The sequence below is a fragment of the Chryseobacterium sp. 3008163 genome (assembly GCF_003669035.1).
Lineage (GTDB): Bacteria > Bacteroidota > Bacteroidia > Flavobacteriales > Weeksellaceae > Chryseobacterium.
Window position 1 is genome coordinate 2281915 of the sequence record NZ_CP033070.1, and the last position, 15460, is coordinate 2297374.

General features: G+C 36.3%; 16 protein-coding genes. 12 read left to right on the plus strand and 4 right to left on the minus strand.

Annotated elements, in window-relative coordinates; all coding sequences use genetic code 11:
* Positions 1 to 3: 3 nt before the first annotated feature.
* From EAG08_RS10260 to ribH, 10 genes are all read left to right on the plus strand, one after another.
* Positions 4 to 3048, plus strand: coding sequence for a TAT-variant-translocated molybdopterin oxidoreductase (locus EAG08_RS10260; protein WP_129535346.1), 3045 nt, complete (start codon positions 4 to 6; stop codon positions 3046 to 3048).
* A gap of 25 nt (positions 3049 to 3073) precedes the next feature.
* On the plus strand, positions 3074 to 4471 hold the full coding sequence (gene nrfD, locus EAG08_RS10265) for an NrfD/PsrC family molybdoenzyme membrane anchor subunit (protein WP_129535347.1): 1398 nt from the start codon (positions 3074 to 3076) through the stop codon (positions 4469 to 4471).
* Positions 4458 to 4979: a DUF3341 domain-containing protein gene (locus tag EAG08_RS10270; protein WP_129535348.1), complete on the plus strand. Its 522-nt coding sequence runs from the start codon at positions 4458 to 4460 to the stop codon at positions 4977 to 4979. Before nrfD ends, EAG08_RS10270 begins: the two co-directional genes overlap by 14 nt.
* Entirely contained in the window at positions 4972 to 5658 is a 687-nt protein-coding gene (locus EAG08_RS10275; RefSeq protein WP_129535349.1) for a c-type cytochrome, read from the plus strand. Before EAG08_RS10270 ends, EAG08_RS10275 begins: the two co-directional genes overlap by 8 nt.
* 8 nt (positions 5659 to 5666) lie before the next feature.
* Complete coding sequence (locus EAG08_RS10280) at positions 5667 to 6998, plus strand: quinol:cytochrome C oxidoreductase (RefSeq protein WP_129535350.1); 1332 nt, start codon at positions 5667 to 5669, stop codon at positions 6996 to 6998.
* Positions 6999 to 7122: 124 nt separating this feature from the next.
* Entirely contained in the window at positions 7123 to 8139 is a 1017-nt protein-coding gene (locus EAG08_RS10285) for a hypothetical protein (protein WP_129535351.1), read from the plus strand.
* 51 nt (positions 8140 to 8190) lie between these two features.
* Positions 8191 to 9381 (plus strand): hypothetical protein, encoded by a 1191-nt coding sequence (locus EAG08_RS10290; protein ID WP_129535352.1) that lies wholly within the window; start codon positions 8191 to 8193, stop codon positions 9379 to 9381.
* Between the two features lie 3 nt (positions 9382 to 9384).
* On the plus strand, positions 9385 to 9921 hold the full coding sequence (locus tag EAG08_RS10295) for an adenine phosphoribosyltransferase (protein ID WP_129535353.1): 537 nt from the start codon (positions 9385 to 9387) through the stop codon (positions 9919 to 9921).
* Between the two features lie 147 nt (positions 9922 to 10068).
* The gene (locus EAG08_RS10300; protein WP_129535354.1) at positions 10069 to 10776 is read left to right on the plus strand and encodes a tetratricopeptide repeat protein; all 708 of its coding nucleotides are present in this window, start codon (positions 10069 to 10071) and stop codon (positions 10774 to 10776) included.
* Positions 10777 to 10778: 2 nt separating this feature from the next.
* Entirely contained in the window at positions 10779 to 11294 is a 516-nt protein-coding gene (ribH, locus tag EAG08_RS10305; RefSeq protein WP_129535355.1) for a 6,7-dimethyl-8-ribityllumazine synthase, read from the plus strand.
* A gap of 32 nt (positions 11295 to 11326) precedes the next feature.
* On the opposite strand, the gene EAG08_RS10310 is transcribed toward ribH, so the two are convergent.
* From EAG08_RS10310 to EAG08_RS10320, 3 genes are read right to left on the minus strand one after another with little or no spacing between them, the layout of a single operon-like run.
* Positions 11327 to 12487: a glutathionylspermidine synthase family protein gene (locus tag EAG08_RS10310; protein ID WP_129535356.1), complete on the minus strand. Its 1161-nt coding sequence runs from the start codon at positions 12485 to 12487 to the stop codon at positions 11327 to 11329.
* A 2-nt stretch (positions 12488 to 12489) separates the two neighbouring features.
* Entirely contained in the window at positions 12490 to 12822 is a 333-nt protein-coding gene (locus EAG08_RS10315) for a hypothetical protein (protein ID WP_129535357.1), read from the minus strand.
* A complete protein-coding gene (locus EAG08_RS10320; protein ID WP_129535358.1) occupies positions 12822 to 13169 on the minus strand; it encodes a hypothetical protein in 348 nt (115 codons plus the stop codon). The genes EAG08_RS10315 and EAG08_RS10320 overlap by 1 nt, the downstream gene beginning before the upstream one ends.
* A gap of 46 nt (positions 13170 to 13215) precedes the next feature.
* Between EAG08_RS10320 and EAG08_RS10325 the strand changes: the two genes are divergently transcribed.
* The gene (locus tag EAG08_RS10325) at positions 13216 to 14070 is read left to right on the plus strand and encodes a neutral zinc metallopeptidase (RefSeq protein WP_129535359.1); all 855 of its coding nucleotides are present in this window, start codon (positions 13216 to 13218) and stop codon (positions 14068 to 14070) included.
* 43 nt (positions 14071 to 14113) lie between these two features.
* Here the strand turns inward: EAG08_RS10325 and EAG08_RS10330 are convergent, their stop codons facing one another.
* Positions 14114 to 14941 carry a GLPGLI family protein gene (locus tag EAG08_RS10330; protein ID WP_228446492.1) on the minus strand — a complete coding sequence of 276 codons (828 nt, stop codon included), beginning with the start codon at positions 14939 to 14941 and terminating at the stop codon, positions 14114 to 14116.
* 145 nt (positions 14942 to 15086) lie between these two features.
* Between EAG08_RS10330 and EAG08_RS10335 the strand changes: the two genes are divergently transcribed.
* The gene (locus EAG08_RS10335) at positions 15087 to 15416 is read left to right on the plus strand and encodes a HesB/IscA family protein (RefSeq protein ID WP_129535360.1); all 330 of its coding nucleotides are present in this window, start codon (positions 15087 to 15089) and stop codon (positions 15414 to 15416) included.
* The last annotated feature ends 44 nt before the right edge of the window (positions 15417 to 15460 follow it).

Sequence of the window (15460 nt, forward strand, 5' to 3'; positions counted from 1 at the left end):
TAAATGGCTTCAAACAAAATACAATTTAGAAGTATTCACGAACTTAAAGACCCTTCCCTAAACGGTAAGCTGGCTCTTAAAGAGTTCCAAGAAGAAATTCCGGTAGAAGATTTCTTAGGAGATGCTGAGAAAAGTGATGCTAGTACAACAAGAAGAGATTTCTTGAAGTTATTAGGATTCTCTACTGCAGCAGTTACTTTAGCAGCTTGTGAGGCACCGGTAATCAAAACAATTCCTTATGTGGTAAAACCGCATGATATTATTCCGGGAGTTCCTAACTATTACGCTTCAACATATTTTGACGGTTTCGATTTCGCAAGTGTTTTAGTAAAAACCAGAGAAGGGAGACCTATCAAAATTGATCCGAATCCGGCAGCTGGTGATTTAGGTAAAACTAACGCAAGAGCTCAGGCAAGTGTACTTTCTCTTTATGATAATGATAAAGTAAAACAACCTAAGTTTGAAGGGAAAGACGAAACTTTTGATAAAGTAGATGATTTTGTAATCAAAGGTTTAGAAGAAGCTAAAGCTTCAGGTAAAAGAATCGTTTTATTATCTCACTCTTTTGCTTCGCCGACATTCAAAAAATTATTTGCTGAATTTAAAGCTAAATATCCTACCGCTGAACTGGTAACTTATGATGCAATTCCTTACGCTGCTTCTTTGGATGCTGCACAGGAAGTATTCGGACAGAGAGCTTTACCTGTTTATGACCTTAAAGGTTCTGAATTGGTGGTTGCTTTCCAAGCAGATTTCTTAGGAGAATACAATGCAGCAAGTTTAGAGACTTCTTACGCTGTAGCAAGAAAGCCGGGAGCAAACATGTTGAGACACATTCAGGTGGAATCAAACATGTCATTGACAGGTGCTAATGCAGATTCAAGATACAGATTAAAGCCAAGTGCTGTAAACAAAACTTTGGTTGAAGTTTACAACGCAATCGTTGGAGGTGGCTCTTCAGATAAATTAGCTAACGAGCTTGCTAAAGAATTATCAGCAAAAGGCAGCAAAGCTGTAGTTTTCGCTGATGGTTCTAAAGGTGCTCAGGTTTTAGCTCACTTAATCAACCAAAAATTAGGATCAGTAGCTTTCACTGGTAAAGCAAACTTCCTAAAAGAGTTTGACAAAGCAAGATTCCAGGAATTTTTAGGATGGGTAAATGGCGGACAAGTTGGTGTTTTAATCACGAACAACGTTGACCCAATTTATTCTCACCACAAAGGACAAGATTTCAAAAAATCTTTAGCTAAAGTTCCTTACGTTATTGCTGTCGCAGACAAGAAAAATGAAATGTATAAAGCAGCGAAGGCTGTAATTCCTGTAGCTAACTGGCTAGAATCTTGGGGTGATATTGAGCCTCAGTCTGGAGTTTATTCATTAATGCAGCCAACGATCCAGAAAATTTACAAATCAAGACAGATTGAAGAATCTCTATTGGTTTGGAAAAACGGAAAGAACAACGCAGCAAACAATTATTACGATTATTTAAAAGCGAATTCAGCTTCTGTTTTAGGTGGAACTTCATTCAATAAAGCTTTGTATAATGGTATCGTAGCTTCTACTAATGCAACTACTTTATCTTACGCTGGCGGAAACGCTGCACAGGCTGTTGCTGAACTAGGAAACTTTAAAGCTTCAGATTTAGAATTAGTTTTATATACTAAGACTTCAATAGGTGACGGAACTCAGGCAAACAATCCTTGGTTGCAGGAATTACCGGATCCATTGACAAGAATGTCTTGGGACAATTACTTAACGATTTCTCCGAAAGATGCGAAAGATTTAGGTATAGAAAATGATCTGAATGCAAGAATGCAGTTAGACGGTTCTATTGTAAATCTTACAGTAAACGGAGTAACAATAAAAGACGTTCCTGTATTTATTCAGCCGGGACAAGCAGACGGATCAGTAGGTCTTGCGCTTGGTTATGGTAAAAAAGATTCGGGAGCAACTGCAGATACAGGGGTAAATGCTTATCCTTTATTTGATGGTTCAAATCTTGTTATTTCTAATGTTAAAATAGAAAAAACAGGTGAAAGCCACGAGTTTGCAGGTATTCAGCTTCAAAACACTCTAATGGGTCGTTATGATATTGCTAAAGAAGTTCCGTTAACGGAATACTTAAATGTAGCATTTGATGATGAACACCACGGATGGAACAAGCCATTGGAATATCACACCATCAGCGGTGCATTACCAGCAGGTAAAATTGACCTTTGGGATGCATTTGATGATACAGACGGTCCTCACTTTAACTTATCAGTTGACTTGAACTCTTGTACTGGTTGTGGAGCATGTATTATTGCTTGTCAGGCAGAAAACAATGTTCCAGTTGTTGGTAAAGAAGAGATCAGAATGTCTAGAGATATGTACTGGTTGAGAATTGACCGTTACTATTCTGCAAAAGAAAAAATCGAGACTAAAGAAGGTGTTGAAAGAGGCTTAAATGTTCCTCAATTGTACGACATCTTGATTGAACCAAATGAAAGTCCAGATGTAATCTTCCAGCCGGTAATGTGTCAGCACTGTAACCACGCTCCTTGTGAAACGGTATGTCCGGTAGCGGCTACTTCACACGGTAAGCAAGGTCAAAACCACATGGCATACAACAGATGTATTGGTACAAGATATTGTGCAAACAACTGTCCGTACAAAGTAAGACGTTTCAACTGGTTTACATATAACCTGAATGACCGTTTTGATTTTAATCAAAATAACGATTTAGGAAGAATGGTACTTAACCCGGATGTTGTTGTAAGAACAAGAGGGGTAATGGAAAAATGTTCATTGTGTATCCAACAAACTCAGGCTACCATCTTAAATGCTAAGAAGGAAAACAGAAAAGTAACAGATAATGAATTTAAAAATTCAGTAGCTTGTGCTTCGGCTTGTTCAACAGGATCACTGATGTTTGGAGACATGAATGACAAAGAATCTGAAGTGAGAGAATTATATTCTAGCAACAGAAGATATCATTTACTTGAAGAGATCGGCACAAAACCAAACGTGTTCTATCACACTAAAGTAAGAAACAGAGCAGAAAATTAAAGTTTAAATAATAAATAGGTAAAAAATGTCAGGACATTACGAAGCTCCGATAAGGGAACCTCTGATTATTGGTCACAAAACTTATCACGATATCACAGAAGATATTGCACGACCTATCGAAGAAAGAGCAGGAAAATTATGGTGGGTATCACTATATGCAGCCTTAGTTCTATTCATCTACGGATTCGGCTGTATCGCCTACACTATCGGGACAGGTATTGGAGCATGGGGGCTTAACAGAACTATTAACTGGGGTTGGGATATTACCAACTTCGTATGGTGGGTAGGTATCGGTCACGCCGGAACACTTATCTCCGCAGTATTATTATTATTTAGACAGCGTTGGAGAATGTCTGTAAACCGTTCAGCGGAAGCGATGACGATCTTCGCAGTTGTACAGGCAGCAATCTTCCCGGTTATCCACATGGGTAGAGTTTGGGTAGGATATTGGGTATTCCCTCTTCCTAACCAGTTTGGTTCTCTTTGGGGGAACTTTAACTCTCCTCTACTTTGGGACGTATTTGCAATCTCAACATATTTCTCAGTATCAACAGTATTCTGGTTTATGGGATTGATTCCTGACTTTGCAATGATCAGAGACAGAGCAAAAACTCCTTGGACTAAGAAAATTTATACATTCCTTGCCTTTGGTTGGGGTGGTAAAGCAAAACACTGGCAGAGATTCGAAGAATTATCTTTGGTATTGGCAGGTTTGGCTACTCCATTAGTATTCTCGGTACACACGACGGTATCTTTTGACTTTGCTACGTCAGTAATTAAAGGATGGCACTCTACGATTTATCCTCCTTACTTCGTTGCAGGAGCAATCTTCTCAGGATTTGCAATGGTACAGACCCTATTGTTGATCGCTAGAAAAGTTTGTCATCTAGAGGACTACATCACAATGTATCATATTGAAATTATGAACATCGTAATCATCTTAACAGGTGGTATGGTAACGGTAGCTTACGGAACAGAATATTTCATCGGATGGTACTCTGGTTCTCGATATGAAGATTTTACTTATCTTTCTCCGGGTGCTGCAACAGGACCGTACTGGTGGGCTTTCTGGGCATTGATTACATGTAACTTGATTATTCCTGCATTATTCTGGTTCAAGAGAATAAGAACAAATATTATTGCAACATTTGTTATCGCATTGATCATCAACATCGGTATGTGGTTTGAGCGTTTTGACATCATCGTTATCAACCTTTCAAGAGATTACTTGCCAGGATCTTGGACGATGTTTAAACCAACCATTATCGACGTAGGTGTATACTTAGGAACTATCGGATTCTTCTCTGTATTATTCTTATTATATGCAAGAACATTCCCTGTAATTGCACAGGCCGAATTAAAATCGATTTTGAAAATCTCAGGTGAAACTTATAAAGCAAAAGAAGGAGATGAGCACCACTAAAATTGTATACGGACTTTATGCGGACGACGACGATCTAATGAACGGAGTTAAAGCATTCAACGATAAAGGAATCGCAATAAACGAAGTTTATACTCCATTCCCTGTTCACGGGCTAGATAAAGCTTTAGGTTTAAAGAAAACAAGAATTTCTGATGCTGCATTTATCTACGCTTTGTATGGTGTAAGTATTGGCGCAACAGTTACTTGGTACGTTATGAATCATGACTGGCCTCAGAATATTGGTGGTAAACCAGCTTTTGAATGGTCCAGAAACATGCCTGCATTTGTAGTTCCAATGTTTGAATTAATGGTGTTCTGTGCAGCACACATGATGTCTCTAACTTTCTTAGTTAGAAACAAAATGTATCCTGGTGCTCCGGCTCAGAACCCAGATCCAAGAACTACAGATGATAAATTCATGATGGAATTTATTACTGAAGATGTAGAATCTATTAAGCAGCTGCTTGTTGATACGGGAGTTGAAGAAATAACTGTTAAAGATGCTTAAAATGAAAAAGAATGTACTAAAAATTACAGCAGTTTTAGGTTTAACAGCAGTTTTACTTAATTCTTGCGGACCGAAAGAAAATACACCATTGGTATATTTCCCGGATATGTACTTTCCGGTAGCTTACGATCCTTTGATGAAAGCTCAGGATGCATATTCAGATCATGAAAATGAGATTCCTGCATTTGTTAGAAATAATGGCGCTACAGGTCTTTCTCCAGTAGAAGGTTCTGTTGCTCAAAATAAAGACGGTGTTTTTGAAGAAGGTAAACTTCCAAAAAATCCGGATGAGTATAACGCAGGTTATGATGCTTCAAAATCATTAACTTCTTCTCCTTTGAATCCTGCTAACGCTGCGAAAGATATCGAAAGAGGTAAAATGTTATTTGATCGTACTTGTTCAGCGTGCCACGGAACTGGTGGTGACGGACAAGGGCCAATTGTTCAAAGCGGAGCATACTCAGGTGTACCAAATTATGCAGACAGAGAAATCACTGTAGGTTCTGTTCATTATGTATTAACTAACGGTAGAAATGCAATGGGTTCTTATGCAGGACAATTGAACGCTGGAGACAGATGGAGAGTTGCAATGTATGTGATCAACGCTTTCAAAAAAGGCGCACCGGCAGCAGCTTCAGCTACAGCAGCAAAAACAGATTCTACCGCAACTAAAAAATAAGAAAAGAAATGTATAGTTTTTCACCAAAATTAAAATCAACTTCTATAATACTTCTTGTTGTAGGTTTAGTTCTATTTGGAATCGGTTATTTCATGAATCATGGATTGACTCAAGAAAAAATAGAACATATGATGGAGGCAGTACACTCTGCAGGTCACGATGCACCTACTCACTCTAGTGAGATGATAGGACCTCAGGATCACGCTTCACATCTTGAACATGCTACAATGCAGGTTCATAACCAACCTTTAGCAGCAATTCATTTTGTAGCAGTGTTTTTCTTCGGAGTAAGTTGTGCGGTATTGTTTTTCTACTGTATTCAGCACGCAGCTCACGCAGGATGGCCAATTATTATCACAAGAGTAATGGAAGCTATTGCTTCTTATATTCCTTACGGAGGAGCTATCTTAATAATATTAATGTTATTGAATATCTTCCACCAAGGTCACCTATTCCACTGGATGGATCCGGACTTAACAGATCCTAACTCAGCTCATTTTGATGTGATCTTATTTGAAAAGAAAAGATTCTTAAATATTCCTTTCTATGCTATCAGAACTTTGATCTACGTAATCGGAGCTTCATTCTTCGCATGGAAATTGAAAGCACAGTCTAAAAAAGTAGATGATACAAAATCTTTGGTTGAGTATCAGTTCCTTTACAGATGGGCAGTAGGATATATCGCATTCTTCGGGTTTGCTTCTGCAGCTTGGGCTTGGGACTGGTTGATGTCTATTGACCCTCACTGGTATTCTACAATGTATATCTGGTATTCTATGGTTAGCTGTCTTTCTAGTGGTATCGCTGTAATTATCTTACTAAGTGTTTACCTTAAGAAAAACGGATTCTTGCCACAGTTCAATGACAATCACTTGCACGATTTAGGAGTTTTCCTTTTTGCTACAAGTATGCTTTGGACGTACACATGGTTTGCTCAGTTTATGCTATATTGGTATGCAAACGTACCGGAAGAGGTAAATTACTTCTTCGGTAGATTCCAACACTACGGAGTCACTTTCTTGCCAATGTTGATCATCAACTTCTTATTACCATTATTAGTATTGGTAAGTTCTAGCATCAAGAGAAACTACAAAGTGGTTACTATTATGGCTGTTGTCGTAATCTTAGGTCACCTATTAGATTACTTTAATATGGTAATGCCGGGAACAGTTGGTCCATATTGGAACACTCCAGAAGTACTTTTATTAGTATTGGGATCTGTATTATTTGTTGCAGGATTATTTATCTTCACAGTAATGTCTGCATTATCTAAATTGAAATTAATTCCGACAGGTAATCCTTACCTTCACGAATCTGAAATTTATGAGTATCCTTTCTAAGGACTTGTAACAAAATAAAATTTTAAAAGACTGATTTATAATAAATCAGTCTTTTTTTTGTAATCTAAGGCAACCTTTTCTAAAATTCGTTGTCTTAATAATAAATAAACCTAAATAATAAGCCATGAAAAAAACTCAACTGCTCTCTTTGCTATTTATTTTATTGCTCAACTTTGTAAGCGCACAAACCACAACTTTTCTTTCGGAGAAAACAAGCCAACCCTTGCCAAAAGTTTCCGTATTCGGAAAAGACGGAAGCATCGTCGCCTATTCTGACATTGACGGAAAAATTGAAAGAAAAACATTAACTCCATCACAGGAAAAATTTCAACTAGTCTATGAGAATATATCACTCGGAGCATTTTCTTATGCAGAATTGGATAAAGATGTTGTAAAACTAAATGACAGAGTAAAAGATATTGAAGCCGTTGTCATCAAAAACAATAAACCTGCAAAATATGTTTTAGTAAAAGGAAACTTTAATGCTTATGTTACTTTAAACAATAAATTAAACTGTTATGTAGATGGAATCGTGACCTACGTTTTCGATAATAAAACCAAAAAAGTAAAAAGCACAAATATTGAGCAGTATAGAATTTTCAGATTAGAAGGTGCTAAAAACGAGAAAAAAGAAATGAGTTCTTGGGATTACAATTCGTTTCTTGATCTACCCAAATTAAAAAGTGTAGGAAACATCGAAGAATACAAACAAAAAAATACAAAAGTAAAAGAACTTAAAGGAACAACTAAAGATGAAATCGAAATTACCGGCGAAGCTCTTCAGGAAAAAGAATTCGCGTTTTTTGGCTACCGTTTCTTTGACGTAAGAGGAATCATTAATATTTCCTACGAAAAAGACTCAAAGAAAACTTTAAGAGATTTATTAGAATCAAATGAAATTGCCTTCATCAAACTGAAACATAAAACTGAGCCAGATTATAACCAAGTTATCGTTTACAGAAATTTCCATCCTACAGAGTTAGATTTTAGTTATAAAAATGATGTAGAAAAAGTGAAATATGACAAAAACGTCAGCAACTACAAAACCAAGTATTGGCAGGATGCATCGTTCCCGAATATGCAGACCATTTTTAGTACCTTCTTCAAAGAAGATTTAAAGGAAAAAGAAAACAAAAAATAAAAAATCTGTATTCATAAAGGTTTTACTAAATTTGCATCAAACCATAAACAAATGAAAAAGGTAACTTTTCTACTGCTATTTAGTTTACTTCTTTTTACAGCTTGTAAAAAAGACCATGCCGATGCAACTACGACTCAGACTTTACAATCGAGCATCAATGACATGGCATCAAGCCTTACAACCATTAAACAAATCAAATTTAATGAAGCTTTATATATTCTAAAAACTTTCGGTGTAGAAGCTGAAGGTGATGTGAATGAGTTGAAAGCTTTAGGACAGCTGATTGACGGAAAAAAAGTTCCGGAGATTTTATCAATGGCAGATCAGGTGGCTCAGAAAAACGGTATTGAGTGGGCAAGTACAGCTCCGCCTTCATTAGGAGAAATGAATATCTTCGGTGACGAAACGGCAAAAGAAAGCGACCCGAATGATGTAAAAGCAAACTCTCTAAATATTGTAACTCAATTAAGCGGCGATACCGGAAACGGACCGACAGCTATACAAATTATTCCTAGATTGGTAGATAATGCAGGAAGACCTATTGTTTTCAATGGTGCAGCTTTAGAAACTACTTTAGAAGTTTTCAGCAATGGTGTGAAGCTTTCAACGGCTAAAAATCTGATGTTGGATAATAATTTCAGAGGTTTTAATCTTAGATTTTCATCTTTATTGGCATCTAAAATTGTTGACAATAAAATTGACATCACAGTTTCTGTAAAAACAACAGCGAAGACTTTCAAAATGTCAAAAATCGGATTGGATGTAAATCCTAACGCATTGAAAGTTCCTGAAGTTCCAAAAACAGATTCAACAATGGTGGTACAAGATCCGAATGCAGTAATTGATCCGACTAATCCAACAGGAACAACTGGTACTGTTACAGATCCAAATACTACTACACCGACTCAGCCAAAGCAGCCAACTGCTGATCCGAAAAATACAGTAAGCAAATTTTTAAATAATGTAAGCTCACAAAATTTAAAAGCAGCATTTGATTCATCAAGCAACCCAAGCTGGGGAAGCTATGAGTCATTCTCAAACCCGACTTCAGGCTTTGGAGCTGTGAAAAATGTGAGTGTGAAAAACATTACAACAAATGCCACAAATCCTAACGCAGCAAGTGTAAATGCAACGTACGATGTGACGGATAAAAATGGAAGAACAACTTCTCTTAAAGCAACTTTCGGACTGAAAAGCGTGAACGGAGAATGGAAAATTTCAAGTTATAAAATCAATCCATAAAACATGGCATCACAAGAACTGATACGAAAATTGGAAAACACGATTGAAAATATCGCAGACTTTCCGATTCCTGGAATTCAGTTCAAAGATATTTCGCCCATTTTTTTAGACACAAAACTTTACCAAGAAGTTATTGAAGATTTGGTTAAATTCAGCAAAGGCAAAGTAGATGCAGTTTGCGGAATTGAAAGCCGTGGTTATCTTTTCGGGATTGCCATCGCAGTAGCTTTGGATGTTCCGTTTATTTTAATCAGAAAAAGAGGCAAGCTTCCGCCGCCGATTATTTCAGAAAAATATGATTTGGAATACGGAAGTGCAGAAATAGAAACCCGTGAAGGTCAAATCAAAAAAGGTCAGAGAATTTTAATTCATGATGATCTTTTAGCAACAGGAGGAACTACAGAAGCAGCAGCAAAATTGGTTGAAAAGCAAGGAGCAAAAGTCGTTCAGTTTAGTTTTCTGATTGGTTTAAAAGATCTAAAAGGTGAAGAAAAGCTCAAGAAATTTGATGCGGAAATTTATCATACTTTAGAATATTAAAAATTTACAATCATTAATTCTTTTATTTAAATCATAGAAAAATTAATGGAAAAATAAAGAAATTACAATTCATTTAATAATACCTGCAAAGTATTTTGTAAATCACTCAGAAACAATTAAATTTGCAGTTCAATTTTTTAAGAATTTATGGCAAAATTGGGAAAAAATGCTCCAAATGAGCAAGAAGGTAAAGAAACAGTAGAATTTTTTAAAGACCTTGACAGAGAGGCTTTAAACACAGAAAGATTCTTAGAAAAATATCAAAAACCATTAAGTGCTGCTTTTATTGGTTTAGTTGTAGGAGTTTTAGCTTATTTCGGATACCAGCAATTTGTGGTAGCTCCAAAGAATGCTGAAGCGGTAAAAACGTATTTAGCTGCTCAGAAAAATCTTACAGAAGGTAAAGATAAAGAAGCTTTAGGTGGGAAATCTGCTGCTAATCCTGGTTACCTAGGAACTTACAACGAATATTCTTCAACTAAAATAGGTAAACTTTCTGCTTACAATGCAGGTTTATTGAAATTTAAAGAAGGGAAATTTCAGGAGGCTTTTGATCTTTTAGATAAATTTTCTTCTGACAACAAAACATTGATGGCGATGAAGTATGGCGCAATGGCTGATGCAAAATCTGGTCTTAACAAAAATGACGAAGCATTATCTTTATTAGACAAAGCTGCTTCGGCTTCAGATGATCCTTATACATCTTACTTCTTCACAAGAAAAGCAGGAATCGTTGCTTTGGGAATGAAGAAAAATGCAGAAGCTAAAAAATATTTCGCAGCAATTGACGAAAAATATCAGGACTACGACAACGGAATGTCTGATTCTTATATTGAAATGACTAAATATTACTAAACATGGCAACAGTTAATCTTTCAGATTACAAGCCACTTCATATAAATAATGCCGAGGATTTTTCTATCGGCATTGTTTTTTCTGAGTGGAATGACTTTGTAACTTATAATCTACGTGATGCGGCTTTAGAAATTCTTGAGAAAGAAGGCGTAAAGTCTGAAAACATCAAATTATTTTCCGTTCCGGGAGCTTTTGAATTGAACTATGCTAGCATGCAGCTTTGCAAAGAGCGTAAATTTGACGCAGTAATTGCTATCGGATGTGTGATCAGAGGTGAAACTCCGCATTTTGATTTTGTTTGTGACGCAGTCGCACAGGGAATTAAAGACTGCAATATCTTAACCGATACTCCAACGATTTTCTGCGTTTTGACAGATGACACTAAAGAACAATCGATCGCAAGAAGCGGTGGTGATCTTGGAAACAAAGGCGTAGAAGCAGCAGTGACCGCTTTAAGCATGATTAATTTTAAAAGAAATCTTTCTGATAAAAAAGGTAACATCGGTTTTGGAAAGTAAAACCAGAATCTACTGAAATAAAAAAGGAGCTTTTACAGCTCCTTTTCTTTTATATAAATTTTATTTGAGTCGATCAAATGAGGAATAAATCTACTCTGATTATTAGTAATTAAATGTACACTTTCTCTGATCCCGATTCCGGCAGCTTCCTGACCAATCACCCAACTTCCGATGACAGGATAATTTCCGTCGAAGTTTGGGAGGTTAAACAATTGCTGATAAATAAAACCTTCTTTTCCGTAATCACCTTCATTCTCTTCTATCGCAATATTATTTTTAAATAAACTCACATTGGCTCCTTCTCTTGAATAAATTGGTTTTTTAACGTAATCTTTTAAATGCTTCGGTTCAAAATAACATTCCAATAAATATGGATGATTCGGGAACATTTCCCATAGGATCGGCAAAATAGCTTTTGAGGAAAGAAGAATTTTCCATGCCGGCTCCATCCATTGAGATCTGAAATTATTGCTGATCAATTTTTCGCCAAAACCATCTTGCAGAATCCATTCGTAAGGATATAATTTAAAAATATATTCCATAACGGTTCTGTCGCCTGCAATGAATTCTTGAATATCTTCTGCCCAACCGATATCCTGAATCGGAATAAATTCTGTTTCGAAACCTGCTTGTGTAGCACAATCCCTCAAATATTCCACATTCGTTACATCTTCAATATTCGTTAATGAAGCAAAATAAATATAATGCGGATTCATGTATTTTTTAAGATACGTCCAGTAATCAACCAACTTTTCATGGATTGAATTGAACTGATCTTTGTACGGAAACATCTCCTGCAGCCAATACCACTGAATGACCGAAGCTTCATATAAAGAGGTCGGCGTGTCTGCATTAAACTCAAGCAATTTTAAATTTTCGCCATCAAAACCAAAATCAAATCTCCCATAAATAGACGGATGATCTTCTTCCCAACTTGTAATAATATAATTTCTAAACCATTCGGGAATATTGAATTTATCCCAAAGATTTTTTTCAATAATATAATCAACAGCCTGAAGACACATCTGCCACAATTCTGCAGTTGCATTTTCTATTTTGTTGATTTCTTCTGATGAGAATTCGTAATAATGACTTTCATCCCAATAAAGTCCTTCCAAAGAATGATAGCCAAACCCGAGGTTTTCAAGTTTATGTTCCCAGTTTTTCCGGAATTGTGATTGTATTCTCTTCATAATTACGATGATGCTCTAAAACCACTTCTACCCAATCCTCCTCTCACGACATTTCCTTTGTAAGAACTTCTGCCAATATTCGACTTTGAACTGATTGCATCACTGTAATATCCCGCTCTTTGATAAGCGCCGTTGCTGTAAGCACCATAAGGACGGAATGCATGATATAGCAAGAAACCAGTCATGAAACCATGTGATCTGGAATATGATGCCGTAGTATCTGATCTCATGTATACCTTTTTTTCTTTCCCCCACTCTTCTTTTGGTTTTTCCTGAGAACAAGCCGCAAGAATCCCTGTGACGAAAAGCAATTTTATAGAACTTGATTTTTTCATTACTGCACGGTTATATAAAATTCGTAATCTTTTTTCACCTTAGCATCATGCTCATTACCACTTTCATCTTCCACGATCTGCAAGGTATCTCCCAAACTCGGAATGGTATCTCTTTTTATAATTTCTTTAAAAAGTTTATTGTTTTTCCAGATTTTGTGCTTTGTTATTAAAACATCTGCCGTATCAATATGCTGCACAGAAAGTTCGGTTTCGATGGCTGATTTTTTATCAACGTTTTCCACTGTATCCTCTTTAGATTCACTGTCGTTACAAGCCGCAATAGTGATTAAGCTTAAAAACAAAAGAGCAATTTGAATTTTTCTCACTTTAATTGTAATTTTTGACAAAAATATTATTTAATATTTTAAATTTACATATAAAAATAACAAACAAATGAAATGGACAGACGACAGAAGTGGCAACGTAGATGACAGAAGAGGATCCGGCGGCGGTGGCGGCGCCATTGTAGGGGGCGGTTTAGGAACAATCATCATTGCTGCAATCGTATTTTTTCTTGGAGGAGATCCTTCGGCAATTCTTTCTTCAAGTGGAAGTTCATCACCAAGAACCGAGCAGCGAGAACTGAGTCAAGGAGACCTGCAAGTGGGGGAATTCGTTAAAATGATTACTGCTGAAAACGAAGAAACTTGGACTAAAATTTTTGCCGAAAACGGTATGCAATACAAACCAGCCAGAGTTGTCTTGTTTAGAGAAGGTACAAATTCCGGTTGTGGACAAGCACAGTCCGCAATGGGACCATTTTATTGCCCAACCGATCAATCTGTTTATATGGATATGAGTTTCTTTCAGGAACTTCAGTCAAAATTCGGAGCAAAAGTCACAGAGTTTACCATCGCTTACGTAATGGCTCACGAAATGGGACATCATGTACAAAATCTTCTAGGAACTTTAGATAAAACAGACCAATTAAGAAGAAGCGGAAGATATTCTGAAGCACAACTTAATCAGGTTTCTGTAGCTACTGAACTTCAGGCTGATTTCTATGCCGGACTTTGGGCAAGATATTCTAACGAGAGAGAGAAATTTCTTGAACCGGGCGATTTAGAATCTGCAGTTGAAGCAGCAGAAGCTGTAGGTGACGATAATATTCAGAAAAGATCACAAGGTTATGTGAATCAGGAAAGTTTTACACACGGGTCATCAGCCCAACGTAAAGAATGGTTTATGAAAGGATATAACTCTGGAGACATCAAACAAGGAGATACCTTTAATCAACTTTTAAGATAACAAAAAGGACTGAAGAAAATTTCTTCAGTCCTTTTTTATTATTTCAGTTCAATCGGATTGCTGTTTCTTTTGCTTCTTCTTTAGCTCTTTCTTCCATTCGCTTTCTCATGTCTGCAGGATTTTGGTTTCCACCGCCGCCGATTCTCATTGGAGGAGAAATTCCACCGCCACGTTGATTATTCATGAAAGACATCGGGTCAGTTTTAAATTTTTCCTGTTGTTTTACGTAATCAGTTCTTTTAACTTTAATAACATTTCCGAATGTTGTCATTTCAGGAAAATCAGCAATTTTATAATTTTTCATTAAATCAAATGAATAATCTCCGTTAGCATCTTCAGCTTTCACAACCAAACCTGGAAGTCCGCTGAATTTATAAGGACCGTCTTGATAAGGAAGATCTGTTGTGAACCATGCCGTCCATTTTCTTCCGCCAAACTCGGTTTCGGCTTTTTGCACTTTATATTCACCAATTTTTGTGGTTTCAGATAAAATTTTCCAATTCAGAGGTCGATCTTCTTCGTATGAATATTGATCTCTTCCCAAACGGTCTTTATATAAGGTTTTCTGATTTTTTTTATCTTTTTCAATGGAATAATTGATATTCGTTCTCAAACCTTCCATTTGTTCTCTGTTAAAACCTCTTGCACCACCGCTTTGAAAATTGGCTTTCATCACTGAATCTCTTTTAATCCTGTTTTCAGAATAGAACATGGATTTTTCTGCAGATATATCTAAATATGCATTTTCAGTTTTAATATCAGTTTTGTTATTGACATCTGGTTTTGAAGTTACCTGATAAACAAATCTGTTAGTTTGTGCGAAAGTAGCCTGTGCAAGCAAGACTACAGCAAGAATGCCTAATTTTTTCATTATTTTCCTGATTTATAGTTTTGATTTTAAATATGCATCAAAGTTAAACCATCGATGATAAAAATCGATAAAATAAAAACGACGATTTTTATATACTGATTATTGTTCGTATTTTTGCACTATTAAATCATTCTAAATAAATACAATGATAAAAGTTTCAGATTATGCTAAGGAAAAAGCCATTCAACTGATGACAGAAGATGGTTTTAATCCGGCAGAAGATTATATAAGAGTTGGGGTAAAGAGCGGAGGTTGTTCTGGTTTGGAATATGTTTTGGGTTTTGACAACAAAAAAACAGATACCGATCAGATTTTCGAAGACAATAACATCAAAATTGTGGTAGAAAAAAAATCTATTCTTTATTTAGCAGGTACTATCCTCGAATACTCAGGTGGATTGAATGGAAAAGGATTTGTTTTTAACAATCCTAATGCAGCCAGAACGTGTGGTTGTGGTGAGAGTTTTAGCTTATAATTAGACATTGGAAGTACTGATTTAGAATACTCTAAATCTTAAAT

What these genes read in the sequence shown, in the direction of transcription:
- EAG08_RS10330 (WP_228446492.1), bottom strand. Translation starts at nt 14,941, where the DNA reads ATGAAAAAATTAGGCATTCTTGCTGTAGTCTTGCTTGCACAGGCTACT.
- EAG08_RS10335 (WP_129535360.1), top strand. Translation starts at nt 15,087, where the DNA reads ATGATAAAAGTTTCAGATTATGCTAAGGAAAAAGCCATTCAACTGATG.
- nrfD (WP_129535347.1), top strand. Translation starts at nt 3,074, where the DNA reads ATGTCAGGACATTACGAAGCTCCGATAAGGGAACCTCTGATTATTGGT.
- EAG08_RS10260 (WP_129535346.1), top strand. Translation starts at nt 4, where the DNA reads ATGGCTTCAAACAAAATACAATTTAGAAGTATTCACGAACTTAAAGAC.
- EAG08_RS10275 (WP_129535349.1), top strand. Translation starts at nt 4,972, where the DNA reads ATGCTTAAAATGAAAAAGAATGTACTAAAAATTACAGCAGTTTTAGGT.
- EAG08_RS10270 (WP_129535348.1), top strand. Translation starts at nt 4,458, where the DNA reads ATGAGCACCACTAAAATTGTATACGGACTTTATGCGGACGACGACGAT.
- EAG08_RS10315 (WP_129535357.1), bottom strand. Translation starts at nt 12,822, where the DNA reads ATGAAAAAATCAAGTTCTATAAAATTGCTTTTCGTCACAGGGATTCTT.
- EAG08_RS10310 (WP_129535356.1), bottom strand. Translation starts at nt 12,487, where the DNA reads ATGAAGAGAATACAATCACAATTCCGGAAAAACTGGGAACATAAACTT.
- ribH (WP_129535355.1), top strand. Translation starts at nt 10,779, where the DNA reads ATGGCAACAGTTAATCTTTCAGATTACAAGCCACTTCATATAAATAAT.
- EAG08_RS10290 (WP_129535352.1), top strand. Translation starts at nt 8,191, where the DNA reads ATGAAAAAGGTAACTTTTCTACTGCTATTTAGTTTACTTCTTTTTACA.
- EAG08_RS10295 (WP_129535353.1), top strand. Translation starts at nt 9,385, where the DNA reads ATGGCATCACAAGAACTGATACGAAAATTGGAAAACACGATTGAAAAT.
- EAG08_RS10325 (WP_129535359.1), top strand. Translation starts at nt 13,216, where the DNA reads ATGAAATGGACAGACGACAGAAGTGGCAACGTAGATGACAGAAGAGGA.
- EAG08_RS10285 (WP_129535351.1), top strand. Translation starts at nt 7,123, where the DNA reads ATGAAAAAAACTCAACTGCTCTCTTTGCTATTTATTTTATTGCTCAAC.
- EAG08_RS10300 (WP_129535354.1), top strand. Translation starts at nt 10,069, where the DNA reads ATGGCAAAATTGGGAAAAAATGCTCCAAATGAGCAAGAAGGTAAAGAA.
- EAG08_RS10280 (WP_129535350.1), top strand. Translation starts at nt 5,667, where the DNA reads ATGTATAGTTTTTCACCAAAATTAAAATCAACTTCTATAATACTTCTT.